The organism is Methyloligella halotolerans (assembly GCF_001708935.1).
GTDB classification, from domain to species: domain Bacteria; phylum Pseudomonadota; class Alphaproteobacteria; order Rhizobiales; family Methyloligellaceae; genus Methyloligella; species Methyloligella halotolerans.
This window is the reverse complement of record NZ_MASI01000003.1, coordinates 197280-223877: the sequence shown is the minus strand read 5'-3', so window position 1 is coordinate 223877 and position 26598 is coordinate 197280. Positions and strand designations below refer to the sequence as shown.

Genomic DNA, 26598 nt, shown 5'->3' with positions numbered 1-26598 from the left:
TCCTATGGAAAGCGAGGAGCTTGAAGAGCTCCGCCAGGCGTTGGAGCGCTTGAAGCAGGAGCATCGCGACCTCGACGGCGCCATCAATGCGCTAGAGGAATCCGGATTCGCCAACCAGCTCGAGCTGCGGCGGATGAAGAAGAAGAAGCTTGTCCTGAAGGATGAGATCGCCCGCATCGAGGACATTCTCCTCCCCGACATCATCGCCTGAGCAACCGCCGGATTCCGCCCGCGCGACCTTGCCAAGCCATTGCGCGCCCCTATAATCGCGCGCTTTTCCTGAGCAAGGCGCGGGAAGCGCCGGAAAGCGATCGATGAGCGAGCCCAAGCCAAAATCGGCAGGCGAAAACAATCCGACCGTCGGTATCATCATGGGGAGCCGCTCCGACTGGCCGACCCTGCAGAAGTCGGCCGAAGTGCTGGACAAGCTCGGCGTTCCTTACGAGACGCGGGTGGTCTCGGCCCATCGCACGCCCGAGCGTCTCTACAGCTACGCGAAGGAAGCGAAGTCGCGCGGCCTCAAGGTGATCATCGCCGGTGCCGGCGGGGCCGCGCATTTGCCCGGCATGACCGCCTCCATGACGCCGCTCCCCGTGCTCGGGGTTCCCATCGAGAGCCGCGCCCTGAAAGGGCTCGACAGCCTGCTGTCCATCGCTCAGATGCCCGGCGGCGTCCCTGTGGGCAGCCTGGCCATCGGCGATGCAGGCGCGACCAATGCGGCCCTTCTGGCGGCCCAGATCCTCGCCCTCTGCGATCCCGCGCTCGCCGATCGCGTGGATGAGTGGCGCAAGGCCCAGACCGATTCGGTCGCCCACGCCCCTGAAGATTAGGATTGATACGCTTATGAGCGAGATGCTTCCTCCCGGCGGCACCATCGGCATTCTCGGCGGCGGACAGCTCGGCCGCATGCTTGCCGTGGCCGCCTCCCGCCTCGGTTTGAAGGTGCGCATCTATGCCGACGGGCCGGATTCGCCCGCGGCGCAGTTCGCCGAAGAGGCCATGATCGGCGCCTATGACGACGAAGCCAAGATCGCCGAGTTCGGCCAAGGCGTCGATGTCGTCACCTGCGAGTTCGAGAACGTCTCGGCAGGCGCTCTCGATGCCGCGGCGAAAGGCGCCCGGGTGGCTCCGCCCGCCCGCGCCTTCGCGATCACCCAGGACCGCCTGCTCGAGAAGCAGTTCGTCCAGGAGCTCGGCATTTCCGTCGCGCCTTTTGCCCAGGTCGACACGGCGGAGGATCTCCGCGCGGCCCTGGAGACCCTTGGCACCCCTGCCCTCCTGAAGACGCGCCGCTTCGGCTATGACGGCAAGGGCCAAGTCGTCGTCCGCAAGCCCGGCGATGCCGAGGCGGCCATGGAAGAAATCGGCAACCAGCCGGCGATCCTCGAAGGCTTCGTGAAATTCGATCGCGAGGTCTCAGTGGTCGTTGCGCGCGCCCTTGACGGAACGCTTGGCTTCTATGACGTAGCTGAGAACCATCACCAGGACGGCATTCTGTCGAGCAGCCGTGTGCCTGCTTCCATCGACGGCGACTGCACCTACAACGCCAGGGAGATCGCCGGCAAGATCGCAACCGCCCTGGAGCATGTCGGCGTGCTCTGCGTGGAGATGTTCCACTGCGAAGGCGAGCGCAACGCCCTGGTCGTGAACGAGATCGCGCCGCGGGTGCACAACTCCGGGCACTGGACTATCGACGGCTGCCAGGCGAGCCAGTTCGAGAACCACATCCGCGCCATCGCGGGATGGCCCCTAGGGCCCACCGGACGCCACAGCAACGCGGTAATGATCAATCTCATCGGCCACGATGTGGACCGCTGGGCAGAGCTCGCCGCCGACGAACGCGTCGCGCTCCACCTCTACGGCAAGGCCGACACTCGCCCCGGCCGCAAGATGGGCCACTACACGAAGATCTCGCCGAAGTCGGGCTAGGCGTTAGCCCTAAAACGTCAGCGCGTCGATCATCTCGGCGGCGTCGGTGGCACCCTTTTCCTGGCCGATGGCCGACCCGATCTCGGCTGCCCGCGACAGGGTCTCCCAGCTGCGCGCCTTCTGCAGCGCCCGCGCCAGAGCGCTCGGCGTCAGCGACCTTAGCGGCAGCATCTTCGGACCGGCGCCCAACGCATTTACCCGACGGCCCCAATAAGGCTGATCCACCCCCATCGGACAGATCACGGTCGGGCGCCCCCAGCGCAACCCCTCATGGGTCGTGCCGGCGCCGCCGTGATGCACCACCACGGCGCAGCGCTGGAACAGCCAATCGTGGGGCACCTCCTCCAAGGTATAGATGCCGTCGGTCGGTTCCGGATCGAGGCCGCCCCACCCCGTCGCCAGCACCCCCCGAGGCCCGCGAGCTTCAGGCCCTTGATGACCGTCTTGGTCTGCCGCTTCACGTCTTCCGCGGGCATGCTGCCGAAACCGACATAGACGGGCGGCGCGCCTGTCGCGAGGAAGTGCTCCAGAGCCGGCGGCGGCTGAAAGTGGGATGTTTGATCGAGGAACCAGTAGCCGGTAATCCGCTCGCGCTCCGTCCAGTCGTCAGGCGCCGGCGCGAGGTACCGGCTATAACCGTGCAGCCGCTGGCGCAGCCGCCCTTGAGGATCGTACCCTTCGAAGAAGTTGGTCGGCCCGCGGCTCGTGAGCCCGAGCTTGCTCTCCCGCCACTTGCCGATCAGGGATTTCTGCGCCCACCGGGTTACCCGGTCGATCAGGTCATGACTCAGCCGGTTGCCGATCCACCCCAGATCCGGCAGCGGCGTGAAGGGGTTCGGAAAGGCCCCCGTCGGCACGAAGGCCGGTTGCAAGGTGGATGGGATCGCCACCACGCCGAGCGCCTCGGCGATATGCTGCGCGGCGAACCCCTTCGGATGATAGACGATGACGTCGGGCTCCACCTCCTGGGCCACCGTCCACATCTCGTCGAACTGGGTGCGGATCATCCCCTTGAATTCACGCATCGCCTTGAACCGCCCCGAGATGGAGCGAAACGCCTCGTGGGCGATCGGCCGGTTGATGATCTCCCGGTAGTCGATCGAGACGGTCGTCGGCGCGATCCCGTATTCGCTGATGAGGGAATCGAAGCCCTGCCCCGTGCACAGGGACACCTCGTGGCCCATGCGTACCAGCGCCGCTCCCAGCGCCACATAGGGCTGCACGTCGCCGCGGCTACCGAACGTAAACAGCAGAACCTTCAAACCGCCCCCCTTTGGAACCGAACACGGTTCCCAACCGTCTTATGCTCGCTGGACAAGCGGCGGTCCTTTTGCTAGGTACTGCCCCAGATTCGAGGTCGGCCCTAACCGCCGATGTTGCGGTGTGGGCTTTGACCCGCTTCGATCCTTCAAGATCACGACTATTCGGAGATAGCACTCAAGTGCAAGTCGTTGTACGCGATAACAATGTTGATCAGGCGCTTCGTGCCCTGAAAAAGAAGATGCAGCGCGAGGGCGTGTTCCGCGAGATGAAGCTGCGGAACTACTACGAGAAGCCCTCCGAGAAGCGCGCCCGCGAGAAGGCGGAAGCCATCCGCCGCGCTCGTAAGCTGGCTCGCAAGCGCGCCCAGCGCGAAGGCCTGGTGGCTGGTCGCGGCCGCACACGCGGTCGCCGCTAAGCGCATCTGCTTTTTCTGAGATGATTGAGACGGCCGGGGCTACCGCCCCGGAGCCGTCGCCCTAGCCCGCGGCCTCGGCGCTTGCGGGCTTTTTGGCGTTGGGCGCCCGGCTGCTGCCCTGGACCTTGTCCAGCCCCTGCAGGTATTCGTCGACGGTGACGAAGGCGCCGTGCTCGTAGAGGTCGTTGTGATCGGCCTGCGGGAACACCACCATCTGCTTGGGATCGGGCGCCTTGGCGAACAGCTCTTCGGCCATCCGCAACGGAATCACGCTGTCCTGCTTGCCGTGCACGATGAGCAGCGGCATGGAGATCCGGTCGATCACGCTGATGGTCTTATACTTGTCGACCATCACCAGCCGGAGCGGCAGGAACCACCATGTCAGCCGCCCGACCGAGACCGCCGAGGTGAACGGCGCTTCCAACACCAGGGCCTTGGCCGGCCGCTTCAGGGAAAGCTGGGTCGCAACAGACGTCCCGAGGGATTCGCCGTAGATGACGACGTCCTTCGGTTTCAGTCCGCGCTCCATGAGGAGATCGTAGGCCCGTTCGGCATCGGCGATGTTGTCCGCTTCCGTCGGCCTGCCCTCCGAGCCGCCGAAGCCGCGATAGTTCAGCATGAAGACGCCGTAACCGGCCCGCGCGATCTCATCGATCTTCTTGGCCCGCCCGGCGACGGACCCGCCATTGCCTGTGAAGTAGAGCAGCGTCGGCATGTCCTCCCGCGCCGGCACCCACCAGGCGATCAAGGTCACGCCGTCCGGAGTCTTGAGCTTGACCTCTTCGACATTCTCCAGCGCCGTATCCTGGGGCGCCGTGTAGGTCGGGTCGGGCTTGTAGACGAAATAGCGGTGCACGCGGTAGGCGCCGACGCAGATGATCGCGTAGGCCACCACGAAGAGAAGCAGAATAGTGATCCACATGGGGCGAGACATACTCTGCCCTTAGATTATCCGAAAGCGCGAATTCGGCGCACCTTTACACATGCCTAACCGCCAATTGCCTCGAGCTTAGGGTTGAAAGTCCGAAGCCGCCTCCTTCGAGGCGCGCGTTTCTCGCGCACCAAACGATGAGTCACCACGGGGCAAACGGGTCCCGCTTTGCGTGCCCGAGCACGGTGATCCATGAACACCTTCGCAAGGTGTCTGGCCCAGGGGTTATGGATGCCCGGCACAAAGCCGGGCATGACCATGGATCTAAAGCGACTTCACGATCTCTTCCGTCATCTTCTTGGCATCGCCCAGCACCATCATGGTGTTGTCGCGATAGAAGAGCGGATTGTCGATGCCGGCATAGCCGGACGCCAGAGACCGCTTGTTGAAGAGCACGGTGCCCGCCTTCCAGACCTGCAGCACCGGCATGCCGTAGATCGGCGAGGACGGATCGTCCTCAGCCGCCGGATTGGTCACGTCGTTGGCGCCGATCACATAAACCACATCGGCCTGGGCGAACTCGCTGTTGATGTCTTCCAGCTCGAACACCTCGTCATACGGCACCTGGCTTCGGCCAGCAGCACGTTCATATGTCCCGGCATGCGGCCCGCCACCGGATGGATGGCGTATTTCACCTCGACGCCCTCTTCCTTCAGGGTGTCGGCCATCTCCCGCAGGGCATGCTGCGCCTGCGCCACCGCCATGCCGTAGCCCGGCACGATGATGACCTTGCCCGCATTCTTCATCAGGAAGGCGGCATCCTCCGCGGAGCCGAGCTTGACCGGCTTCTGCTCGCCGTCGCCGCCCGCAGGGCCGGCCGTCTCGCCGCCGAAGCCGCCCAGGATCACGCTGATGAAGGACCGGTTCATGCCCTTGCACATGATGTAGGACAGGATCGCGCCCGAGGAGCCCACCAGGCGCCGGTGACGATCAGCGCCGTGTTGCCCAGGGTGAAACCGATACCGGCCGCCGCCCAGCCCGAATAGGAGTTGAGCATCGACACCACGACCGGCATGTCCGCGCCGCCGATAGGGATGATGATCAGGATACCGAGCAGCAGCGAGAGCGCCGCGATGGCCCAGAACAGCACCGCCGTCTGCTGCTGGCAGAACAGCACCACCAGCACCACGAGGCCGATCGCCAACGCAAGATTGATGATATGCCGCCCCGGCAGGGTGATCGGTGCGCCGGACATGCGGCCCGACAGCTTGGCGAAGGCGATGATGGAGCCCGTGAAGGTGATGGCGCCGATGGCCACGCCCAGCGACATCTCGACCAGACTCTGAATGGCGATGTTGCCGGGCTCGCCGATGCCGAAGGCTTCCGGCGCGTAGAACGCGGACCCGGCCACCAGCACCGCGGCAAGGCCGACCAGAGAGTGGAACGCTGCGACCAGCTCCGGCATCGCCGTCATGGCGATGCGGCGCGCGATGACCGCGCCGATCAGGCCGCCCACCGCGATGCCGCCGGCGATCATCGCCCAGGTGACCGGATCGTCCGGCGCGGCGACGGCCAAAGTCGTGACGATGGCGATGGCCATGCCGATCATGCCGACGAAGTTGCCGCGGCGCGACGTTTCCGGCGAGGACAGCCCGCGAAGCGCGAGGATGAAGAAGACGGACGCCAGCAGGTAGAGCAGCGGGACGAACTCGTTGGTCATCTCTAGCGCTCCTTCCGCTTGTACATGGAAAGCATGCGCTGGGTGACCAGGAAGCCGCCGAAGATATTGACGCTCGCCAGGACCAGCGCAGCGAGGCCGAGCAGCTTGGCGATCCATCCGTTGGTCTCGCTCAGCGCCCCGCCGATCTCCACCGAGACCGCGAGCAGCGCGCCCACCACGATCACCGAGGAGATCGCGTTGGTCACAGCCATGAGCGGCGTATGCAGAGCCGGGGTCACCGACCAGACCACGTAGTAGCCGACGAACACCGCCAGCACGAAGATCGAGAAGCGGAACACGAAGTCATGGGCGGAATGTCCGCCGCCCGCCGCCTCCTGGGCGAACGCCGTGCCCGTGATGAAATTCTCCGCCGCCAAGCCGAAGCACAGAACGGCAAGCGTCAGCCAGAGCTGGCGCATTGAAAGCAGCTTGCTCATGAGGTTCCCCCCTTGGTCGGACGCGTCGGCTGCGCCCGGCTCGTCTGCGGCTTGGAATTGCGGGACGGCGTCCGGCTTGCCGCCGGCTTCTTCGGCGTCGTGCTTTTTGCGGTAGACGTCTTCGCGGCGGATGTTTTCGCCGCAGGCTTCTTCGCCGTCGACGTCTTGGCTGCCGGTTTCTTCGCAGGAGCGCTCGCCCCACCGCCCGACTTGAGATTGCCGGCGATCATTTCGTTCACGATCCCGCCATCCTTGGCGATGGCCGTGCCCTTGATGACCTCGTCCTCCCAGTCCAGCGCCAGATCGCCCTTCTCCTTGTCGAGCATCACCTCGATGAAGGAGACTAGGTTCTTGGCGTACAGGCTGGAGGCGTTGACCGGAACCTCGCCGGGCAGGTTGAACTTGCCCATGATGGTGACGCCCTTGTGCTCGGCGATCTCGCCGGGCTTGGCCACCTCCACGTTGCCGCCCCGCTCCACCGCCATGTCGACGATGACAGAGCCCGGCTTCATGCTCTCCACCTGGGCTTTCGTCAGCAGCACCGGCGCGGGCCGCCCCGGGATCAGCGCCGTGGTGACGATGATGTCCTGGTTCTTGACGTGATCGGAGATCAGATCCGCCTGCTTCTTCTTGTAGGCGGCGGACATCTCCTTGGCGTAGCCGCCGGCGGTCTCCGCTTCCTTGAACTCGTCGTCCTCGACGGCGACGAATTTCGCGCCGAGGGATTCGACCTGCTCCTTCGCCGCGGGCCGCACGTCGGTCGCAGTCACGATGGCGCCGAGACGGCGTGCCGTGGCGATGGCCTGGAGGCCGGCGACGCCGGCACCCATGATAAAGACCTTGGCGGCGGGCACCGTGCCGGCCGCCGTCATCATCATCGGAAGCGCGCGCCCGAACGTGGCCGCGGCGTCCACCACCGCCTTGTAGCCGGCGAGGTTCGATTGGGAGGAGAGGACGTCCATCACCTGGGCCCGGGTGATGCGCGGCATCAGCTCCATGGCGAACAGGTTCACGCCCGTCTTGGCCAGGGCATCGAGGCCTTTCGGATCGCCGAAGGGCTCCAGCATGCCGATCAGCAGCGCGCCCTTCTTCATCGATTTGGCGAGAGAGATGTCGGGCCGGCGCACGGTCAGGACGATATCGGCGGCCTTCACCGCCTCGGCGTCCGACTTGGCGATCTTCGCCCCGGCTTCCTTGTACTGCTCGTCAGAGAAATGGGACCGCAGCCCGGCGCCGGAGCTGATCAGCACCTCCGCGCCGTTCTTAGTCAGGCGCTTCACGCTTTCCGGCGTCACGCCGATGCGCGGTTCGTCCTTGCCTTCTGCAGGCACTCCGATGGTGATCATATCGGATATCCGTCGCTTGGGTTGCAGCGCTGATGCGGCCGCGCGACGTTCGCCTGAAATGCGAGCGTGCTATGACCGCCTCAGGAGGCGGAAAGGGGGATTACGCGACGAAGATGGCGAGTGCGAGCACGAGCGCAGCCGTGGCAATCGTGCCCCAGACCGCAAATTTCAGGAACAGCGCATAGGTGCTCGTGTGCTGCTCGTAATCCATATCAGGATGGCAATCTGCCGGATTGATCTTCATGGTCTCTCTCCCCCGAACGATTATACCGTTCTTAGTGGTCGCATTTTCTTGCACCCACGGAGATAGCACAAAGCTTTATCGCGCGGCAATCCGAACCGTGCGGGTGGCAGTGCAAAGGATCGGCGGGCACAGCCTTGCCACACACTCCGTCGTCATGCCCGGACTTGATCCGGGCATCCACGCCGTTACAGGGCAGGCGATCCCAACATCATCCGCACGCTTGAGCGGAAGCGCGACCAGATCGAACAGGCCATCGCTCTGTACGAAAAGAAGATCGAAGCGGCCAAGGTGGATCTGGCGCACGTCAACGCCACGCTGCGCATGTTCGAGGCTCCAGAAGGCCGGTCGCAATACCCGGTCTATATGGACACCCTGAGGCTGTTTAAGCGGGGTGAGATCGTCCGGATATGCAAAGCAGCCCTAGCCGATGAAGGGCCGCTAGACACGCGGGAATTGGCTCTGAGAGTCATGCGAGCAAAGGGGCTGGACGAAGGCGACACCGTGCTGCGCACGTCGATCACCTATCGCATCGTCCAGTCCATGCGGCTTCAATGGAAGCGTGGTCAGGTTAAGAGCCCTGAGAAGCGGAGTGGTGTGCGCGTGTGGTGCGTCCCTGTTTAGTCAAACCGACTAAAGCAGGTTAGCGGCCTCTTCCTCAGTCATAGGATAGTTTGAGTAGACACCCTTCCGGCTTGGCACGGAATAGATCAGTCCTTTTAGGCCCATCCGATAGAGCCGGTTATTCATCTGCGACCGCTTCATTACCTCCCCAGTGAGCCGATAATATTCCACCAAAAGCCGATCCAAGGAGATCACGCCACCGGCCTCTTCGACGATTGAGGCAATGTTGAATTCCGTCTTGTCTGATTCGGTGATGTTAAGCTCGCTGAGCAGTTCTTCGGGCAAACCTTCAATCTCGTCCCAGCTAAGAGCGAGCCGGTTCCGGGGCGCGTCCGGCCTTGAAGTTTTGGAAACTAGATCCAGATAATCGGCAAGCGCGGCGAACTTTGCAGCCGTCTCCTGATGCCGTTCAGATCGCTTGGGATTTGCGGCGTGATATTCCGCTTGCCTCTGATGGAACGCGGTTTGTCCCTTGACGAAATCAAGGAATTCTCTTACATTATCCATGTCAATCGCTCCAAGCGTGTTGGCGGAGGGGGTGGGATTCGAACCCACGGCACGGTGTTCCAGCACCGTGCATCGGAGTATCAGTCCGGTGCTTTAAGCCTCTCAGCCACCCCTCCATAATACACCCCCAGCACCATAGCTGGGGCACCCCACATACAGTTTCAGAAACAGGTCTGGCTCTGAGAAGGGCTGGACCTGTTTCGATTCTATTAACCCTAGCACATTCCTGGGAATTGCGCAAGGGAAACCGAGTGGAAAGAGAAAGAAAGAAAAAAGTAGACGCCAGGGACGGCGCTTCCACTCACCTTCTTTGGTGCGTTTGCTACCTAAGGCCGCAACAATCAGGCAGCGAAACTCGACATCAAGTTGGTAGAGCGAAGCGACAGCTACCGCTCGCACACCTCAGATGCCGCCCCCCAAAATAGCCTCAAAATGACCCCGAATGAGGCGGGAACGGCTCGCGTTCCCTGGCAGTTCTGTTCCCCACTATTGGCGACAACAATAGATTTGGACAGGAGAACTGCCATGAAGACGACCATTCGGACTGCGCTGCTGAGTGCCGGGATTTTGGGCGGTATGGCCCTGGTGACCCCCGCCTTGGCCGACGAGACCACGACCACCGTGGACCCCGTCACCGGCGGATCCGTCACAGTGCATGAGAAAGATGCGCTTCTGCCGAAGAACCGCGACACCGAAGTGATCGTCACGCCGGGCGTGCAGCCCGCCCCTGACGTCGACATCGTGGATAGCGACAATGGCGTCATCCACCATCACGAGGAAACGACCATCGAGCGCTACTAAGCCGAAAAGGCAGATTCGATTCGAGTAGCGCGTAAGCCGATGCCGCCTTCGGGCCCGGTCCCCGGAGGCGGCATCGGTTTTTTGTGCCCGCAGTTACGGAAGCGGCACGCCCGTCGCACCGAAGGCCACGCGCTGGCGCGTTTCGACAGCGTCGATATCCGTGCCCGCGATCGCCTCGTTGAACAGCTGGTGATAGTTCAGCGCCGCATCGAGATGCAGGAACACACCGCCGAGCCCGATCGCCGCGCGGTCCATGAAGACGAACTCCCGCGGCACCCGCACCGGCCCTTTCTCCTGCAGCGCCTGATGCACCTTGAACGCCTCGCGCCGCCCATACATGCCGGGCGTGGTGCCCTCGGCGATGGTGCGCACCCGGTCCTCCAGCATCGGCCCGTAGATGAACTTGGCCCAGATGTTCAGCACGTCGATCACGTCCTCCTTCAGCCCGGTGAAGCCCCAGGTCTCATAGGCATGGACGATCAGGTCCCGGTCGTCCCGCAGCAGCCCGTGATAGAGGTCGATGACGCCCTGGATGAACTTGGGCTGGAAGGTTCGCATGCAGCCATAGTCGAGCAGGTTGATGCCCGTGGCGCGGCCGGCCTCATCCTCGAAGACCGTGTAGTTCCCGAGATGCGGATCGCCGTGGATGATGCCGTAATGGCTGAATGGGAACCACCACGCCTTGAACATGGCGGTGGCGATCCGGTTGCGCTCCTCGGCGGAGTGACCGGTGTAGCCGAGCAGCGGATTGCCCTCCAGCCAGGTCATGGTGAGCAGGCGCTTTGTGGAGAGCTCGGGTAGCACGTCGGGCACGCGGATCATCGGCTCGTCGGCAAAGATCCGCCCGTAGAGCTGCATGTGCCGCGCTTCCAGGGTGTAATCCAATTCCTCCCTTAAACGGGCGGCCAGCTCCTCGCGGATCTCGCTTGTGTCGATGGCCGGACGCATGCGCCGATGCAGGGAGAACAAAACACCGAGCTGGTTGAGATCCGCCTCCACTGCGGACTGCATGTCCGGGTATTGCAGCTTCACCGCGATGGCGCGCCCGTCGTGGGACGTGGCGCGATGCACCTGGCCCAGCGAAGCGGAGTTGGCGGCGTTCCGTTCGAAGCTTGCGAACTTCGATTCCCAATCGGGCCCGAGCTCCGAGGCCATGCGCCGCTTCACGAACGGCCAGCCCATGGCGGGCGCCTGAGACTGAAGCTGGCCGAGCTCGGCGGCATATTCCGCCGGCAGCGCTTCGGGGATGGTGGCGAGAAGTTGCGCCACCTTCATCATCGGGCCTTTCAGGCCGCCCAGCGCCTGGGCCAGCGCCGCCGCGTCCTTGTCCCGCTCCGGATCGCGTCCGAACGCGCGGCGCATGGCGACATTCGCCGCCACGCCGCTCACATTGGCGCCGACCTTCGCATAGCGGAGTGCCCGTGCGCTGAACCTGTTTCTCTCCCGGTCGGCGTCTCTTTCGCTCATTTAGCCTCTTCCGGCCTCCCGACCTACATCCTTCGCAATACGCGGTTTTCCGCCGCGCGCGCCTTGGCTTCCCATGACGGCCTCTTCATATAGGGTGCGCGAGCCGCAATCGCCGCCTATCGGCCCGCCGAAACCATCGAGCCAATCGCACACCGCCATCGAAGTTCCGAAGAAGCAGCATCGAATCGTTCATGTCGAAAGTTCTGAAGCTCCTCACCCTCGCAGGCCTGGTCGTCGGCCTCGCCCTGACGGGCGCCATCCTGCTGGCCCGGGTGTTCCCGTCCCTCGACATCGTGAGCAACGGCCTTCCCGTGCTCGTGCTCGGCTGCTTCTTCCTGTTCCTGCTGGCGGCCTATAGCGGTCCGAAGGGCGCGGCGCCGTCGGCCCTGGTGCTGCTGCTGTTCAACGGGGCGATGCTCTATCCGGCCCTGACGACCACTGCCCAAACCGCGGAGGCGAGCCGTGCGCCCCTCCTGAAAGTGGCGACTCTCAACGTCCGCCAGCGCAATCTCGAGCCGGCGAAAGCCGTCGAGTGGATCGAGCAGCTCGACCCGGACGTGGTCGTGCTTCAGGAAATGTGGGCCCTGAACAAGCCGCCCTTCAACGCGCTCCTCGACCGCTACCCCTATCAAGTCGGCAAGCAGAGCGTCGTCCTCCTGTCCAAATATCCGATCGAGTCCAAGGGCCAGATAACCCGGGCGGGCTTCGAGGTCTGGAACGAGACTCTTGCCCGCTGGGCACAGGTCACGGTCAACGGCGTGCCCGTCGAGATCCTCGCCGTCCATCCTGCCCGGCCCTTCTATCCAGACCTGCAGCAGAACGACATGGACAGCCTGACCCGCTTCGTGCAGTCCCGCCACGGCCCGCTGGTCGTGGCCGGCGACTTCAATCAGACACCGTGGACCCAGTCCCTGCAGCGCTTCACGGAGATCACCGGCCTCGGCCGGTTGAACACCTATCGCCCGACCTGGCCCATGCGGCGGGAGGGGACCCAGATCGTGCCCCTGCTCCCCATCGACAACATCTTCATCTCCAGCCAGCTCGCGGTGATCGATACCCAGTTCTCGCCCGATGTCGGCTCCGACCATCGCGGCGTTGCCGCCGATCTGGCGCTTGCCGCGCCGCAGCCTTAAGGTTGAGCCTCCTTGACCCACAGGAGGCACCAATGGTCCGCACCCTGCTTCTGACAGTCCTGCTCGGCGTCGCGCTTGCCCTGCCCGCCGCAGCTGCCGAACAAACCGTCGAGCTTTGGAAGTCGCCCAGCTGCGACTGCTGCGCCAAATGGGCCGATCACATGAAGGCGGAAGGCTTCGCCGTCTCGCCCCACCCCGTCGATACGGACACGCTCGCCAAGATCAAGCATCAGTCTGGCGTGCCGTCCAAGCTCGCCTCCTGTCATACCGGCAAGATCGGCGGCTATGTGATCGAAGGCCACGTGCCCGCCTCGGACGTGAAGCGTCTCCTGGAAGAGAAGCCCGAGGCCGTGGGCCTCACCGTGCCTGGCATGCCTATCGGCTCCCCCGGCATGGAGGGCCCCGATCCCGAAAGCTACGACGTGCTCCTCATCAAGAAGGATGGCAGCACTGAGGTCTTCGCCCATCACGGCTAGCAGCGTCGATGCAAGCCGACGGCCTGGGCATGTCTGATAGGGATCGGGTCTAATAGGGATCGGGCTTGCGGCCCTTTTGCAGATCTTCCATGAGCTGACGGCGCGCCCGCTCCAGCTCGTCTTCCAGGCTCTGGTCCAGATCGTCGTATCGCGGTGTCGGACCGTCATAGCGCGGCTTCTGCGGCGCAAGCTGTGGCGGTTGAGGCTGTCTCCGCTGCGGCGGCGGAGACGTGCGTGGCGAAGGCGCCCGACCTTGGTTAGATGAGCCTGCATTCGACGGGGCTGGATTTGTCCCGCCCCCACGGGTCGGCGAGACATCGGGAAAACTGGGGCCGCAGACTCAGGCCCGAACGCCGCGTCCCAAGGTGTCCGCTCCTGAAGCCCCGAAGCCACCTTTTGCCCGAACGGATCCGGCGACCCGTATCCGCCGTCCGGCCAGGATATCTCGCCGCCGCCATAAGCCGGCGGAGTTTTGCCGTAGGATGGCGCCTGCTTTCCATACGCGGTCTGGCCGCCGCCATAGGCCGGACCTTGCGGCGCGGCGCGCCCGCCTTCGGGCTTCGGCAAGGCCGGCAGGGCAGCACGGGCCGCAGGCTGCGGCTGCAGGCCCCGCGGCACGGCGCTATCCGCTGAGGCTTTGGCCGAAGCCGCACGCTCTTGTCTCTGCGGTGCGAGGAAGAGCAGCAGCAGCGTGACCACCGGCGTCAGGAAATTCTGCAGGAAGACGGCGCCTGCAACACCGGGCGCGAGGTCGTCGCCGTCCAGGATGTTGTTCACCAGGCTCAGGCCCGATCCGGCCAGGAAGCAGGCCACCAGCAGCGCCACCGCCACTTGCGCCGGGCGCTTGGCGAAGGCGGCGTAGAGGCTCGCCGCGCCGAGCCCCAGATTGGCGAAGGCGAGCTCCATCTGGAACGGACTCTGGGCCCAGCCGAACTGGTCCGCGATCGTCTGCGGCAGAAATCCGTAGGTGACGAAGTCCCAGAGGCCGAGGGCGCCAAGCGGAAATATGAATATCCAGCGCAGCGAAGCCCGCCCGATATTCACCAGCGTCATGGGCTGCGATGCGACGTAGAGCGTGGCCGATACGCCGACCAGCGCCGCGACCCACATCAGCATCGGCATCAGGGTGATCATCCCGCCTCCTCGCAAGAGGCCTGCCGAAGGCGCGTCTCAGCCGGACGGATCAAACGGCGCCGGCCTCCGCATCCATGGCTTCGAGCTCGTCGATCAGCCCTTCGATCACGTTGAGGCCCATGGACCAGAAGCCCGGCTCCGTCGCATCGAGGCCGAACGGCGCCAGAAGCTCCTTGTGATGCTTCGACCCGCCGGCCGCCAGCATATCCAGATAACGCTCGGCAAACCCTTCGTCAGACTTCTCGTAGACCGCGTAGAGCGAGTTCACAAGGCAGTCGCCGAACGCATAGGCGTAGACGTAGAACGGCGAGTGGATGAAGTGGGGGATGTAGCACCAGAAGGTTTCGTAGCCTTCGTCGAGCTCGATGGCCGGGCCCAGGCTCTCCCGCTGCACGTCCATCCACATCTCGCAGAGCTGCTCCGAGGTCAGCTCGCCCTGACGCCGTTCCGTGTGGATCTTCCGCTCGAACCAGTAGAACGCGATCTGGCGGACGACCGTGTTGATCATGTCCTCCACCTTCAGTGCCAGCATGGCCCGGCGCTCCGCGGCCGAAGGCGCATTGTCCAGAAGCTGCCGGAAGGTGAGCATCTCGCCGAACACGCTAGCGGTCTCGGCCAGGGTTAGCGGCGTCGGCGCCATCAGCGGCCCCTGCCCGTTCGCCAGCACCTGATGCACGCCATGGCCCAGCTCGTGGGCCAGGGTCATCACGTCGCGCGGCTTGCCGAGATAGTTCAGCAGCACGTAGGGATGCGCGCTCGGCACCGTAGGGTGCGAGAAGGCGCCCGGCTGCTTGCCCTGGCGCGCCGGGGCGTCGATCCAGCCCTTGTCGAAGAAGTCCTGGGCGATGTCCGCCATGCGCGGAGAGAAATTGCCGTAGGCCGAAAGCACCGTATTGCGGGCCTGATCCCAGCCGATTGTCTGGGCGGGTTCCTTCACCACCGGGGCGTTGCGGTCCCAGTACATGAGCTTGTCCTTGCCCAGCCACCTGGCCTTCATCTTGTAGTAGCGGTGGGAGATCGAGGGATACTTGTCCCGCACCGCCTGCACCAGCGCATCGACGACCTCGCGCTCCACCCGGTTCGCCAGATGGCGGGAGTCCGCCACATCCTCGAAGCCGCGCCAGCGGTCGGAGATTTCCTTGTCCTTGGCCAGCGTGTTGGTGATGATGGTGAAGAGGTGGAGGTTCTCCTTGAACTCCTTGCCCAGGGCCTGGGCCGATTTTCTCCGCTTCTCCTCGTCGGAATCCAGCAAGAGGTTGATGGCCGGCTCGAGGCTCAACGCTTCCCCATCCACCTCGAAGCGCATCTGGGCCAGCGTCTCGTTGAACAGCCGGTTCCAGGCGCCCCGCCCGGACACGGCCTTCTCGTGGAACAACTGCTCCAGCTTGTCCTCGAGCTGATAGGGTTTCTCCTGGCGCAGGTCGTCGATCCAGGGCCTGTAATGGGCGAGTTCCGGCGCCTCCATGGCGCGCTCCATCATCCCGTCATCGACCCGGTTCAGCTCCAGCGGGAAGAAGATCAGCTTCGAGCTGATCGTGGTGACCCGCTCCTGGATATCGCCGAAGAATTTCTGCCGCGCCGGGTCCGACGTGTCGGCCGCGTAGCGCAGGCTGGCATAGGAGATCACCCGGCCCAACAGGTCGCTCAGCGTCTCGAACTCCTGCACCGCCGTGGCGAGATCGCCGCCGCTCTGTGTCGCGATCGCCGAAAGCTTGCCGGCATAGCTCTCCTGCATGGCGTCGGCGAGCTTCTCCGCCCGTCCGAGATCGGCTTCCAGCTCTGGGGCCTCCGGCGAGGGATAGAGATCCTCCAGCTTCCATTCCGGCAGATCGCCCAACGTGCTCGTGACCTCCGCCGCGGTCGCGCCGCCGGCGGCCGAAAAACATGGGGTTCCGGGACTGGAAAATTTGGCAGCTTGCATGGTGGGGATCTCGCGAAAAACAGAGGATACGGGAATCGGATTTGGCGCCACTTACGGCCTAAAGACGGGTTTTGTCCATCCCGCCGCTGAGCGAACTCACCTTAGAAAATGGTGGATTTGAAGGCGCTTTCCACCCCCATCAAGTGGCATCGAAGCATCGCTTCCCCAAAATCGAACCCCCATAAAGAGGATATTTACCCTTCCGGCGCAGATTTTGCCGTCAGGAACAGCGCCTAAGGGTCGAAGTAATTGACCCGCCCGGCGGCCGCTCCGCGTGTTTTGTATTGTGCGTAATCGTAGCGAGTCTTGCGTCATGGCTAAACGGGTTCTGGTCGTCGATGACGACCCTGCGCAGCGTCGTATCCTCGAGGAGACGATCAAGCGGTTCGGTTATAGCGTCGTCTCCGCTGAAAGCGGTGACCAGGCTCTGGAAATACTCCAGGCCGAGGGTCAGGACATTCAACTCCTTCTCCTCGACCTCGTGATGCCCGGCACCGACGGTATGGCCGTCCTTGCCGCCATCAAGACGTTGCCGAAGAAGCCGCCTGCCATCGTGCAGACCGCTCACGGATCCATCGACGCCGCCATTTCCGCCATGCGGGCCGGCGCCGCCGATTTCGTCGTGAAGCCAGTGAGCCCCGAACGGCTGGAGGTTTCCATTAAGAACGCGCTTCGCATCGAGGCCCTTCAGGGCGAATTGACCCGCATGAAGGCAAGTCATGGCGGCGAGCTCTCTTTCGACGACCTGATCGCCGGCAGCGAGACCATGGCCCGCGTGGTCGAGCTCGGCAAGCGCGCGGCAAACTCTCAGATTCCCGTCCTGATCGAAGGCGAAAGCGGCGTCGGCAAGGAGCTGGTCGCCCGGGCCATCCAGGGCGAAAGCGATCGCGCCGGCAAGCCTTTCGTGACCGTGAACTGCGGCGCGATCCCGGAAAATCTGGTCGAGAGCATCCTCTTCGGCCACGAGAAGGGCGCCTTCACCGGCGCCACCGAGAAGCGCATCGGCAAGTTCCAGGAAGCCGATGGCGGCACCCTCTTCCTCGACGAGATCGGCGAACTGCCCCTGGAAGCCCAGGTGAAGCTGCTCCGCGCCCTTCAGGAAGGCGAGATCGATCCCGTCGGCGGCAAGCAGCCGGTGAAGGTCGATATCCGCCTGATCTCCGCCACCAACCAGGACCTCATCAAGCTGGTCCAGGAGGGCCGTTTCCGGGAAGATCTGTATTACCGCCTCAACGTCTTCCCCATCTGGGTGCCGCCCCTGCGCGAACGCCTGGAAGACGTCCCCGAGCTCGCACGCCATTTCGCGGCACGTTTCGCCAGCGAGGAGAGCAAGCAGATCGACGGCCTCGAGCCCGAGGCGATCTCGATGCTCTCGCGCTATAGCTGGCCGGGCAATATCCGCCAGCTCGAGAACGCCATGTTCCGCGCCGTGGTCCTGGCCGACGGCGACACGGTAGGCGTGAACGAGTTCCCCCAGATCGCCGCTCATGTTGAGGGATATTCTGTGACCGTGCCGCCCGCGCCGGCGCCGAAGAAGCCCCCGCAGATCGAAGGCCCCGTCGTCCTCGGCGATTCCGGACGCACCCCGGCCACCATCCATATTCCGGCCGGCAATGGACGGGACGCGGTTGGCATCCCGGCGCTCTCCGATTCCGGCGATATCCGGCCCCTTGAGGCCATCGAAGCCGATATGATCCGCCTGGCGTTCGGCCGTTATCGCGGACGCATGACGGAAATTGCCAAGAAACTGGGCATCGGACGCTCGACACTGTACCGCAAGATGCGGGAGATCGGCCTCGAAGCGCGAATTGGCTAATTTGCGATCACGACTTTGCAGGAAAGCAACAGTCGTCGAAAAAAGGACCTGAAACCGGGCCGGAATCGGCCCGGCCTCTGGTTTTCCGCGGGGGGCCAAGCTACGTTCCAGACCTTGCCGAATCGTACCGCGTTGTCCGGCTAGGGAGCAGGGATTATGAGGCCTATTTATTCGATTGCTGTCGGACTTTCATTGCTCGCGCCAATTGCGGCGGCGTCGAGCCTTCCGGCATTTGCCGCGGAACCCGATGGTCCGTCGGCGCTGATCGGTCGCGACGAAGCGATCCGCATCAGCATCCAGGAGCAGCTTTCCGAGAGTTTTACCAGCGCGACCGAGACGCGCAAGCAGGAGCATGGCGCTCTTGTGGAATTCTACTCGCTGCCCGAGAACAAGCCCCTCTGGGTGAGCGAGAAGGGGCTGACCGATCGCGCCAAGAAGGTGATCGCCGAGCTGCAGAAGGCCGATAGCTACGGTCTGCGCTCCGCCGATTACGCGGTGCCCGATCTTTCCGATTTCGATCCGGCGAGCTTCAAGCAGGACCCCGCGGCAGCCTCCAAGCGCCTGGCCGACGCGGAAATCCAGATCAGCTTCGCCGTGGCCCGCTATGCCCATGACGCCCGCGGCGGCCGTATCGTGCCCCGCCAGGTCAGCGGCTATCTCGATCCCGACCTGCGGCTGCCTGAGCCGCTGGAAGTGATCGAATCCATTTCTTTCCGGTCCGACCCGGCCGGCTATCTCCGGAGCTTCCAGCCCGATCAGCCCCAGTTCGAGGCCCTGCGCCGCGTCTGGCGAAGCTGCGCGGTGGGGACGAGAAGGAAGAAGAGCCCAAGGTCGTCATTCCGGCCGGCCCGACCCTTCGTCTTGGCGTCAAGCACCCTCAGGTTCGCCTGCTCCGCAAGCGTCTTGAGGTCAGCGCCGCGCCCGAGGAATACGGCGATGGAGGCCCTGGCGGCGATCCCGAGCTGTTCGACAAGGACGTCCAGGATGCGGTCGTGGCCTTCCAGCAGGCCCACGGCATTGCAACCGACGGTCTCGTCGGCCCCGGCACCCGCCGCGTGCTCAATGGCGGTCCGGCCCAGATGGGCAATCAAGATCAGATCAAGCTGATCCTCGTGAACATGGAACGCTGGCGCTGGCTGCCGAACTATCTCGGCGACTACTACGTCCGCGTGAACATTCCGGAGTTCAAGCTCCGCGTCGTCGAGGATCGCAAGGTCATCCATTCCGCCAAGGCGGTCGTGGGCAAGCCGGGCACGGCGACGCCGGTCTTCTCGGACGAGATGGAGACCATCGTTTTCCAGCCGTCCTGGCACGTGCCGAACTCGATCAAGACCGGAGAGATCCGCCCCTATATCCGCCGGGCCAGCGGTGGCTGGTTCAGCGCGCCGACGGGTTGGGACACCTCTGTGATCGAGCGTCATAACCTGCGCGTCAGCTATAAGGGCCGCGAGGTCAATCCTCAGTCCATTCCGTGGGATCAGGTGGATGTGCGCACGATCGCCTTCCGGCAGCCCCCGGGCCCGGACAATGTGCTGGGTGTCGTGAAGTTCCTCTTCCCGAACAAGCACGACGTCTACATGCACGACACGCCGCAGCGCTACCTGTTCAACAACACGGTTCGTGCTGAAAGCCATGGCTGCATGCGCATCCAGAACCCGGATCAGCTCGCCGCTGTGCTCCTGGGCCACGACCAGAACTGGACCAAGGGCCGGGTCGATTCGATGATCCGCACAGGTCACGATTCCGGTGTCGCCCTCAAGCGCCACATCCCGGTCTACATCACCTACTTCACGGCCTGGGCCGGGCCAGATGGCAGCATCAAGCGGTATGGCGACATCTACGGTCACGACCGCCGGATGGAGAGCGCTCTGCACCTCTAAGGCGCAGTCAAGAACCCCACAACTCGACCATGGTTAACGCCGTCAGCAGTAACGTGCTGGCGGCGTTAACTTTTTCGCCCTCTTTTGCGCAAAATTTCCGCTCAATACTTCCCATTAACCGCGGTCGAAGAAGACTCGCTGTCTCGCAAGCCCAGCTGGGCGGACGAAACGGGGATGAGGGAGGCCGCAGCCAAAGCGATGTTCGGCCTTGGTCTAGTAGCTGCGTAGGGGTGGAATGCAAAGACGCGGATTTCTTCCGACCAGAAATGCTGTGCGCGCCATTTTCATGGGGCTACTTGCCGTTCTCCTGGTGACGCCGGACCTCTATGCCCCCGCCGCCAACGCCAATTCAACGGCGCGAACCCTCCGCTTCTATAATATCCATACCAAGGAATACCTGACCGTCACCTACAAGGTGAACGATCGCTTCGTGCCCGCCGCCATGAACAAGCTCAACGCCTTCATGGGCGATTGGCGCGTCAAGGATCAGACCAAGATGGATCCGGAGCTGATCGACCTGATCTGGCGCATCTACACCCAACTCGGTGCCACCGAACCGATCCACCTGATTTCCGGCTATCGCTCCCAGAAGACGAACAGCAAGCTGCGCGCCGCCGGCGGCGGACAAGCCAAGTACAGCCAGCACATTCTCGGCAAGGCCGCCGATATCCATATTCCCGGCGTGCCGGTGAAGAAGCTGCGCAATCTGGCGCTGATCCAGGAATTCGGCGGTGTGGGGTATTATCCGAACTCCGGCGTTCCCTTCGTGCATGTCGATACGGGCCGGGTCCGCATGTGGCCGCGCATTCCCCATATGGAACTCGCAGCCCTCTTCCCGGACGGCAAGACCGATTACATCCCGAGCGACGGCCGCCGCATCACCCAGGCCGATTACCGCAGCGCCGCCTCCAGCGGGAAGTATCAGACCGCTGCCGATATCCTGCGCGGACGCCCCAGCGCCCCGGCCACCGTTGCTGTCGCCTCCGTCGAGCCGCCGCCGCTTCCGACGCCCGCTCCCTTCCGCGAGCTCTCGAACCAGCTGGCGAGCGCCGGCAACACTCAGCCGAACAACCCGCTGCTTGCCGCGACCAACGTGAATTACCGGCCCATGAGCCTCGGCCAGGCCGACGAGACCGCGAAGCCTGAACAGCCCGCCTCGGCCATGGCGTCCGCACCTCTGCCGAACCGGAAGCCCGCCAGCCCCTTTGCCATGGCGAGCCTCGGCGGTACACCGTCGTTCTCATCGAACCTTGTCCCCACGCCCACCCCGCGGCCCGCCCCTGCTCCGAAGCCCATCGCGAGCTCCAACGACAGCAGCACCTATCGGAAGACCGAGGTGATGAGCGCGAACCTGCAGGACGAAGAGCACCCCGACGAGACGCTGATCTACGCCCAATACAATGTGGCAATGCTGATGAGCGATCGTCCCGTCGGCTACGATCCAGACATCGCGCCGCTGGTCCATCCGCGCCAGAGCGACCTGGATTTCGTCTTCGAGGAGATGACGATCCCGACCCCGCTTCAATTGCGTGAGACAGGCCGGGTGATGAGCCTCGCTCTAAGCGACCATTTCGACGGTGCCGCCGTGCGAAGCCTCTACGCCGCACTGCCCGGCAACAGCGAGACCAGGCTAGCCTCGCGCTAAGCCGGATAGGCCGCTGTTACGCGGCAGCCACCTCGTCCTCGGCGCCGTCGTCAGCCATCCCCAGCGCGTGGAGATAGGTCGTCAGCACCGCTTCCTCTTCCTTCCGCTTCTCCTCGTCCTGCTTGCGGATCCGGATCACGGATTTCAGCGCCTTGGTGTCGAAGCCGTTGGCCTTGGCCTCGGCATAGACCTCCTTCAGATCGGCGGCCAGCGCCGCCTTCTCCTCTTCCAGGCGCTCGATGCGGGCGACGATCGTGTGGAGCTGGTCTTTGGCTGAGGAATGAAGCGACACGTCTGGACCTCACTGAACTGAATAGGGTGATGAAAGCGAATCGAGCGGTGAGCTTAGGCGCTGGCGCTTCGGGCCCGCAAGCATCCTGACGGGGTAATCCAAGCTATCCAAAGGTCCTCGCGCAGAACGAGAAAAGAGTATCTATATCAGACGCTTACTTCTGATATTTCGTCTTCCACTCCTCATAGGCTATGCCGTAGACGATCTCCCGCGCCTCGTCCTTTGAAAGGCCGACGCCCTCGGCTGCCGCCGCCTCCATATACCAGCGCGACAGACAGTTCCGGCAAAAGCCGGCAAGGTCCATCATGTCGATGTTCTGGACGTCCGTGCGCTCGCGGAGATGGTCCCGCAGCCGCCGGAAGGTCGCCGCCTCTAGCTCGGTGCGGAGCGCCTCGCCGATCCCGGTCTGGCCATCGCTCCCCGATGCTCTTGCCTCTTCGGTCTCCACGCCGCCGCTGCCACCCGTCTTCCCGGGCGCAGGCTGTCCTTCGATCCGATCCTTTGCGCCGCCCGTGTAGATGCGCTGACCGAGCGATTCGGCAACGGCCGGATTCTCCATCACGGAGCGAACGATCCGCGCCAGGCGCTCTGCCCATTCCTCTTGCTGCTGATCGGTGCCGAGCAGATCCTGACGCAACTCGATGAGCGCGTGGGCAACCCCCCGCCGCGTGCCGTGGCGGTTCAGGGTGTCCCCTTCCAGCTCGCCGCTATAGGGCACGTTCTCACCGGAGACGATGTCCTCCTCCGCCGTCAGTCCCGCGAGCAGCGGCTGCGGCAGCCGGCCGTCCTTGTCCCATAGCACCGTCGCATGCCACGGACGCGGCACGCCCTTCCAGGCTGGGGTGAAGCTGTGAATGGCGAGCAGTGCCGGAACCCGGCCGGCCTCGGTGCCCTGATCGATCAGCGCATCGATCGCCTCGTGATACGGCCTGTAGAATGTGTCTTGCCGCTCCGCGCGCTGCTCCGGTGTCAGGCCGATATTGCCGGGCACGATCACGCTGTCGGAGATCTGCATGATCTGGGTGGGATCCCGCGGCCCGCGATTGGGGTCGATCAGCAGCCGGGAAAAGCGCGTCAGCAGCGCCGGCGCGCCCAGAAGCTCTGCGAGCCGCGTCGCCACGCCCTTGGCGCCGGGATCGTAGGCGATATGCCGGCGCAGGATCTCGTCTTCGAGGCCGAGCTGAGCGAATCGCTCGGGGATCGTATTCTCCGCGTGATCGCACAGGATGATCAGACCGCGGGACAGATCGCCATCGATGAACTGGTAGGATTCGTCCTGCGATTCGGTTGGGTGCGGTTTGGGGACCCGTTGCTCCACTGAATGCCTCTTAGTGCTCTTTACGGACTTCCGGCGCGAAGCCCTTCCGTTAAAGCCTCAGCCCCTATACAAGACGATGAGTAGGAATTGGGGGGCGGGTGCGTTGCGACCCATTCTCCCAGCCGTCGCGCGGCGGGTTTTTTGCAGGCGTGAATTACTCTTATAATCCGGCGCGCCGATGATAGAAACGCACCCGTTCGGTACCATCAATCCATTCGTGACCAAAGGCTCAGACTTGACTGTCGCTTCCAAAACGATGCGGACCCCGGCCAATGGCGCCGGGCGCGTGAGGAGACAACTGATTCGCCTTCTCTTCAGTTTCATACTCGCCGTGCCGCTCCTTGCCGCAGGCACGGCCGCGCATGCCGACCTCAAGCTCTGCAACACCACGACGAGCCGCGTCGGTGTGGCCATCGGCTACAAGGACAAGGAAGGCTGGGCCACGGAAGGCTGGTGGAACGTCGCCGCCCATACCTGCGAGACCCTTCTCAAAGGCGTCCTCATCGCCCGGTACTATTATCTCCACGCCGTCGATTACGACCGCGGCGGCGAATGGGCCGGCAGCGTCTCCATGTGCACCGACGACAAGGCCTTCACCATTCGCGATACGAAAAATTGCGTGAAGCGCGGTTACAAGCAAACCGGCTTCTTCGAAGTAGATACCGGTGAGGAGCGCGATTGGACGATCCGCCTCACCGACCCCGGCGCTGAAGACGACGGACAATGAGGCGGAATCGTAGGGTCAAGATCGTCGCCACACTCGGACCCGCATCAAACAACAGAGCGACGTTGGCTGCCCTCTTCGAGGCGGGTGCGGATGTTTTCCGCATCAACATGAGCCACACCAGCCATGAGAGCATGGCTGAGACCCAGGCCATGATCCGGGAGATCGAGCAGGACTATCAGCGCCCGATCGGCATCCTCGCCGATCTGCAGGGGCCGAAGCTGCGCGTGGGCAAGTTCGAATCCGGCGCCATGCGCCTGACCGAGGGCGACGTGGTCAGCTTCGTGCGCCGCGAGGTGACCGACGGATCGGGGCGCATCCACCTGCCCCATCCCGAGATCTTCGAGGCCATCGAACCCGGCCACACCCTGCTTCTCGACGACGGCAAGCTGCGCCTGAGCGTGGTCGATGCCAGCGACGTCCGCATCGACGCCGAGGTCATCGTCGGCGGCTCCCTGGGCAGCCGCAAAGGCGTCAGCCTTCCCGACACGGTTCTGCCCGTCAGCGCCATGACGGAGAAGGATTACGCAGACCTGGAGGCGGCCTGCTCAACCGGCGTCGACTGGATTGCTTTGTCCTTCGTCCAGCGCGCCGAAGACGTGGCCGAAGCTCAGAAGTTGGTTGCCGGCCGCGCGGCCGTGATGGCGAAGATCGAAAAGCCATCCGCCGTTCACGAGCTCGCCGACATCATGAAGCTCGCAGACGGCATCATGGTCGCCCGCGGCGATCTGGGCGTCGAAATGCCCGTTGAAAAGGTGCCGGGCCTGCAAAAGCAGATCACCCGCGCCGCACGCAACGCCGGCAAGCCTGTGGTGGTCGCCACTCAGATGCTGGAATCCATGATCTCCTCGCCGGTCCCGACCCGCGCCGAGGTCTCCGACGTCGCCACCGCGGTGTTCGAAGGCGCCGATGCGGTGATGCTCTCGGCTGAATCCGCCGTCGGCAAGTTTCCGACCGAAGCTGTCGCCACCATGGACCGGGTCGCCGTCGAGGTGGAGCGCGATCCCCTCTACGAGGCGATCATTCACGCCCAGAACATCTATCGCGAGGCCACTGGCATCGACGCCGTCTCCGCGGCCGCACGCACCGTCGCCAACACCCTGAATCTGGCGGCCATCGTCTGCTACACCTCTTCGGGCCAGTCGAGCATCCGGGCCGCGCGCGAGCGGCCGCCCCAGCCCATCGTCGCCCTGACGCCGGTCCCGGCCACGGGTCGCAAGCTGGCGATCGTATGGGGTCTGCATTGCGTGCTTACGGGTGACCCGGAAAGCGTCGACGACATGGTCGCCAAGGCGTGTCGTATCGCGCTCGAGGAAGAGTTCGCCCAGGACGACGACCAGATCATCATCTCTGCCGGCCTGCCCTTCGGCAAATCGGGCGGCACCAATATGCTGCGCATCGCCCGGGTCGGCGACGGTTCCCACGAGCAGGCTTAACCGGCCGGCGACGACGACCGGTTAGCGCCTTTCGAGACGCTAGAAACTACGCCGCCGTCTGAGCCGACGCGTCCGGTGCGCGATCGCGCTGCTCTTTCCGCGCGATCTCCCAGCGAAGCCGTGCCCAGCGATAGGCATCCAGCACCGACAGCGAATAGATCGCCAAGCCGCCCGCATAGCGGCCGATGAACGACGCGTCCGGCGACGCCGTATGCATGGTGACCATGCCCAGCAGGATCATGAAGAACAGGAAGACGAGGGCGCGCTGCTGCTGGTTGTTCAGAAGCTGTCCGACGCCCGGCAGCACGATAGCCACCGCCATCACGAGATAGGGATGCAGAGGCATCGAAACCTTCTCAGGCTTCGAGGGCGATGCTTTCTTGCTCATAACGTCCTTTCCGTCCGTTCGTACGGATCACTCGGAGGTCTGGCTTCGAAGGGGCCTGCTGCTGGGCCGCACACAGGGTTTCCGCAAGTCCGAGCGCACTTTCAAGCAGCGATCTCGCCAACGCCCCGTCGATCGGTTCGGGATCGAACCGGGCCTGGCGCAGCAGGAGATACGTTCCTCGCTCACCCTCGTCGGCCAGATAGATGATGCGGACGCCCCGCGGTGTCACCACCACCTCCTTGACCCGGCGGTCGGCGCAGAGCTGCCGCAGCGGCCCCGCGAGCGCCTTCAGGGAGGGCACAGTGCCCTCCTCGTCGGTCCGGAGCATGGCCGCCTCTTGCGGCCAGTCCGCCGGGATGTCCAGCCGCCTTGCGAGCCGGGAAGAGGGCGAAAAGAATTCCGTGTTCACCGGCCGCAGCAGATAGCTCAGCCGCGCGGTGTATGGGATCGGCGTGAGGATGGAGACCTCAAGCCAGAGCGATGGAAGCTTCCGGGGGATCAGCGTGTCGACGGTTGCACGCAGCACCGCATCCTTGCCCGCATATTGACCGGTGAGGACCGGAAATCCGTCCTGCTGATACCGGCCCCGGACCTCCCCCGCGAGAACCTCGGCGCAATCGTTCAAGGTCGCGCTTCGCCGCTGCCCCGTCGCCCGCTTCTCGCGGACATGGATCCAGGCGAGGACCGCCACCATCAAAGCTGCAATCAAATAAGCCATCTGGGACCACCCATGGTGTCGTTCGCCGGAAACCCGGCAGGCGAACCGCTTTTCCCCCTGGAAGGGCTTGGAGGAAAAGCGGCCGCCGCCGGAAAT

26 protein-coding genes, 1 tRNA gene and 4 pseudogenes are annotated in these 26598 nt (G+C 63.9%); 15 read left to right on the top strand and 16 right to left on the bottom strand.

What is annotated here, in order from left to right:
• Nucleotides 1-4 precede the first annotated feature (4 nt).
• From A7A08_RS07445 to A7A08_RS07435, 3 genes are all read left to right on the top strand, one after another.
• On the top strand, nt 5-211 hold the full coding sequence (locus A7A08_RS07445; protein WP_069094876.1) for a YdcH family protein: 207 nt from the start codon (nt 5-7) through the stop codon (nt 209-211).
• 103 nt (nt 212-314) lie between these two features.
• On the top strand, nt 315-830 hold the full coding sequence (purE, locus tag A7A08_RS07440) for a 5-(carboxyamino)imidazole ribonucleotide mutase (protein ID WP_069094875.1): 516 nt from the start codon (nt 315-317) through the stop codon (nt 828-830).
• A gap of 13 nt (nt 831-843) precedes the next feature.
• The gene (locus A7A08_RS07435; protein ID WP_069094874.1) at nt 844-1929 is read left to right on the top strand and encodes a 5-(carboxyamino)imidazole ribonucleotide synthase; all 1086 of its coding nucleotides are present in this window, start codon (nt 844-846) and stop codon (nt 1927-1929) included.
• A 9-nt stretch (nt 1930-1938) separates the two neighbouring features.
• On the opposite strand, the gene A7A08_RS15545 is transcribed toward A7A08_RS07435, so the two are convergent.
• Nucleotides 1939-2232: a glycosyltransferase gene (locus A7A08_RS15545; protein WP_342586640.1), complete on the bottom strand. Its 294-nt coding sequence runs from the start codon at nt 2230-2232 to the stop codon at nt 1939-1941.
• A complete protein-coding gene (locus A7A08_RS07430) occupies nt 2169-3191 on the bottom strand; it encodes a glycosyltransferase (protein WP_083226555.1) in 1023 nt (340 codons plus the stop codon). Before A7A08_RS07430 ends, A7A08_RS15545 begins: the two co-directional genes overlap by 64 nt.
• 179 nt (nt 3192-3370) lie before the next feature.
• On the opposite strand from A7A08_RS07430, the gene rpsU reads away from it, so the two are divergent.
• On the top strand, nt 3371-3607 hold the full coding sequence (gene rpsU / locus A7A08_RS07425) for a 30S ribosomal protein S21 (RefSeq protein ID WP_069094873.1): 237 nt from the start codon (nt 3371-3373) through the stop codon (nt 3605-3607).
• Between the two features lie 61 nt (nt 3608-3668).
• Here rpsU and A7A08_RS07420 read toward each other — a convergent pair whose 3' ends face one another.
• The 5 genes and pseudogenes from A7A08_RS07420 to A7A08_RS15540 all read right to left on the bottom strand — a co-directional run bounded on the left by A7A08_RS07420 (nt 3669) and on the right by A7A08_RS15540 (nt 8225).
• Nucleotides 3669-4541, bottom strand: coding sequence for an alpha/beta hydrolase (locus A7A08_RS07420; RefSeq protein WP_083226554.1), 873 nt, complete (start codon nt 4539-4541; stop codon nt 3669-3671).
• Between the two features lie 261 nt (nt 4542-4802).
• Nucleotides 4803-6198 (bottom strand): annotated as a pseudogene (locus A7A08_RS07415) (NAD(P)(+) transhydrogenase (Re/Si-specific) subunit beta).
• A gap of 2 nt (nt 6199-6200) precedes the next feature.
• Nucleotides 6201-6617, bottom strand: a complete 417-nt coding sequence (locus A7A08_RS07410; protein WP_425349006.1) for a proton-translocating transhydrogenase family protein — start codon at nt 6615-6617, stop codon at nt 6201-6203.
• A gap of 14 nt (nt 6618-6631) precedes the next feature.
• The gene (locus A7A08_RS07405; RefSeq protein ID WP_069094870.1) at nt 6632-7981 is read right to left on the bottom strand and encodes a Re/Si-specific NAD(P)(+) transhydrogenase subunit alpha; all 1350 of its coding nucleotides are present in this window, start codon (nt 7979-7981) and stop codon (nt 6632-6634) included.
• Nucleotides 7982-8081: 100 nt separating this feature from the next.
• A complete protein-coding gene (locus tag A7A08_RS15540) occupies nt 8082-8225 on the bottom strand; it encodes an aa3-type cytochrome c oxidase subunit IV (protein ID WP_083226553.1) in 144 nt (47 codons plus the stop codon).
• A 288-nt stretch (nt 8226-8513) separates the two neighbouring features.
• Between A7A08_RS15540 and A7A08_RS07400 the strand changes: the two genes are divergently transcribed.
• Entirely contained in the window at nt 8514-8846 is a 333-nt protein-coding gene (locus tag A7A08_RS07400) for a hypothetical protein (protein ID WP_083226552.1), read from the top strand.
• Nucleotides 8847-8855: 9 nt separating this feature from the next.
• Here the strand turns inward: A7A08_RS07400 and A7A08_RS15535 are convergent, their stop codons facing one another.
• Together A7A08_RS15535 and A7A08_RS07395 are read right to left on the bottom strand one after the other, a co-directional pair.
• A complete protein-coding gene (locus A7A08_RS15535) occupies nt 8856-9353 on the bottom strand; it encodes a hypothetical protein (protein WP_141693894.1) in 498 nt (165 codons plus the stop codon).
• Between the two features lie 20 nt (nt 9354-9373).
• Nucleotides 9374-9469: transfer RNA gene (locus A7A08_RS07395), tRNA-Ile, on the bottom strand.
• A 409-nt stretch (nt 9470-9878) separates the two neighbouring features.
• Here A7A08_RS07395 and A7A08_RS07390 point away from each other — a divergent pair.
• On the top strand, nt 9879-10154 hold the full coding sequence (locus A7A08_RS07390; RefSeq protein ID WP_069094868.1) for a hypothetical protein: 276 nt from the start codon (nt 9879-9881) through the stop codon (nt 10152-10154).
• Between the two features lie 93 nt (nt 10155-10247).
• On the opposite strand, the gene A7A08_RS07385 is transcribed toward A7A08_RS07390, so the two are convergent.
• Complete coding sequence (locus A7A08_RS07385) at nt 10248-11621, bottom strand: ABC1 kinase family protein (RefSeq protein WP_069094867.1); 1374 nt, start codon at nt 11619-11621, stop codon at nt 10248-10250.
• 191 nt (nt 11622-11812) lie between these two features.
• On the opposite strand from A7A08_RS07385, the gene A7A08_RS07380 reads away from it, so the two are divergent.
• Nucleotides 11813-12754, top strand: coding sequence for an endonuclease/exonuclease/phosphatase family protein (locus A7A08_RS07380; protein WP_069094866.1), 942 nt, complete (start codon nt 11813-11815; stop codon nt 12752-12754).
• 32 nt (nt 12755-12786) lie between these two features.
• Nucleotides 12787-13230 (top strand): DUF411 domain-containing protein, encoded by a 444-nt coding sequence (locus tag A7A08_RS15530; protein WP_083226550.1) that lies wholly within the window; start codon nt 12787-12789, stop codon nt 13228-13230.
• Nucleotides 13231-13896: 666 nt separating this feature from the next.
• Here A7A08_RS15530 and A7A08_RS17315 read toward each other — a convergent pair.
• Together A7A08_RS17315 and A7A08_RS07370 are read right to left on the bottom strand one after the other, a co-directional pair.
• Nucleotides 13897-14340, bottom strand: a pseudogene (locus A7A08_RS17315) (DUF6790 family protein); the annotation flags it as partial.
• Nucleotides 14341-14413: 73 nt separating this feature from the next.
• A complete protein-coding gene (locus tag A7A08_RS07370) occupies nt 14414-16285 on the bottom strand; it encodes a M3 family oligoendopeptidase (protein ID WP_069094864.1) in 1872 nt (623 codons plus the stop codon).
• Between the two features lie 313 nt (nt 16286-16598).
• Between A7A08_RS07370 and A7A08_RS07365 the strand changes: the two genes are divergently transcribed.
• The 5 genes and pseudogenes from A7A08_RS07365 to A7A08_RS07350 all read left to right on the top strand — a co-directional run bounded on the left by A7A08_RS07365 (nt 16599) and on the right by A7A08_RS07350 (nt 21626).
• Nucleotides 16599-18101: a sigma-54-dependent transcriptional regulator gene (locus A7A08_RS07365; protein ID WP_069094863.1), complete on the top strand. Its 1503-nt coding sequence runs from the start codon at nt 16599-16601 to the stop codon at nt 18099-18101.
• Nucleotides 18102-18257: 156 nt separating this feature from the next.
• A pseudogene (locus A7A08_RS17590) lies at nt 18258-18872 on the top strand (L,D-transpeptidase scaffold domain-containing protein); the annotation flags it as partial.
• Nucleotides 18803-19102 (top strand): annotated as a pseudogene (locus A7A08_RS17585) (hypothetical protein); the annotation flags it as partial. The pseudogenes A7A08_RS17590 and A7A08_RS17585, both read left to right, overlap by 70 nt.
• Nucleotides 19103-19180: 78 nt before the next feature.
• On the top strand, nt 19181-19981 hold the full coding sequence (locus tag A7A08_RS07355) for a L,D-transpeptidase family protein (protein WP_069094861.1): 801 nt from the start codon (nt 19181-19183) through the stop codon (nt 19979-19981).
• A 271-nt stretch (nt 19982-20252) separates the two neighbouring features.
• The gene (locus tag A7A08_RS07350) at nt 20253-21626 is read left to right on the top strand and encodes a peptidoglycan L,D-endopeptidase MepK (protein WP_069094860.1); all 1374 of its coding nucleotides are present in this window, start codon (nt 20253-20255) and stop codon (nt 21624-21626) included.
• A 16-nt stretch (nt 21627-21642) separates the two neighbouring features.
• On the opposite strand, the gene A7A08_RS07345 is transcribed toward A7A08_RS07350, so the two are convergent.
• Together A7A08_RS07345 and A7A08_RS07340 are read right to left on the bottom strand one after the other, a co-directional pair.
• Entirely contained in the window at nt 21643-21918 is a 276-nt protein-coding gene (locus A7A08_RS07345) for a DUF2312 domain-containing protein (RefSeq protein ID WP_069094859.1), read from the bottom strand.
• 154 nt (nt 21919-22072) lie between these two features.
• Entirely contained in the window at nt 22073-23236 is a 1164-nt protein-coding gene (locus A7A08_RS07340; protein WP_069094858.1) for a DUF1244 domain-containing protein, read from the bottom strand.
• Nucleotides 23237-23522: 286 nt separating this feature from the next.
• Between A7A08_RS07340 and A7A08_RS07335 the strand changes: the two genes are divergently transcribed.
• Entirely contained in the window at nt 23523-23963 is a 441-nt protein-coding gene (locus A7A08_RS07335; protein WP_425349004.1) for a DUF1036 domain-containing protein, read from the top strand.
• The gene (gene pyk / locus A7A08_RS07330; RefSeq protein ID WP_069094856.1) at nt 23960-25396 is read left to right on the top strand and encodes a pyruvate kinase; all 1437 of its coding nucleotides are present in this window, start codon (nt 23960-23962) and stop codon (nt 25394-25396) included. Before A7A08_RS07335 ends, pyk begins: the two co-directional genes overlap by 4 nt.
• A gap of 46 nt (nt 25397-25442) precedes the next feature.
• Here pyk and A7A08_RS07325 read toward each other — a convergent pair whose 3' ends face one another.
• Nucleotides 25443-25784 (bottom strand): hypothetical protein, encoded by a 342-nt coding sequence (locus tag A7A08_RS07325; RefSeq protein WP_069094855.1) that lies wholly within the window; start codon nt 25782-25784, stop codon nt 25443-25445.
• Nucleotides 25753-26502 carry a hypothetical protein gene (locus A7A08_RS07320; protein ID WP_069094854.1) on the bottom strand — a complete coding sequence of 250 codons (750 nt, stop codon included), beginning with the start codon at nt 26500-26502 and terminating at the stop codon, nt 25753-25755. The genes A7A08_RS07325 and A7A08_RS07320 overlap by 32 nt, the downstream gene beginning before the upstream one ends.
• Nucleotides 26503-26598: the final 96 nt, after the last annotated feature.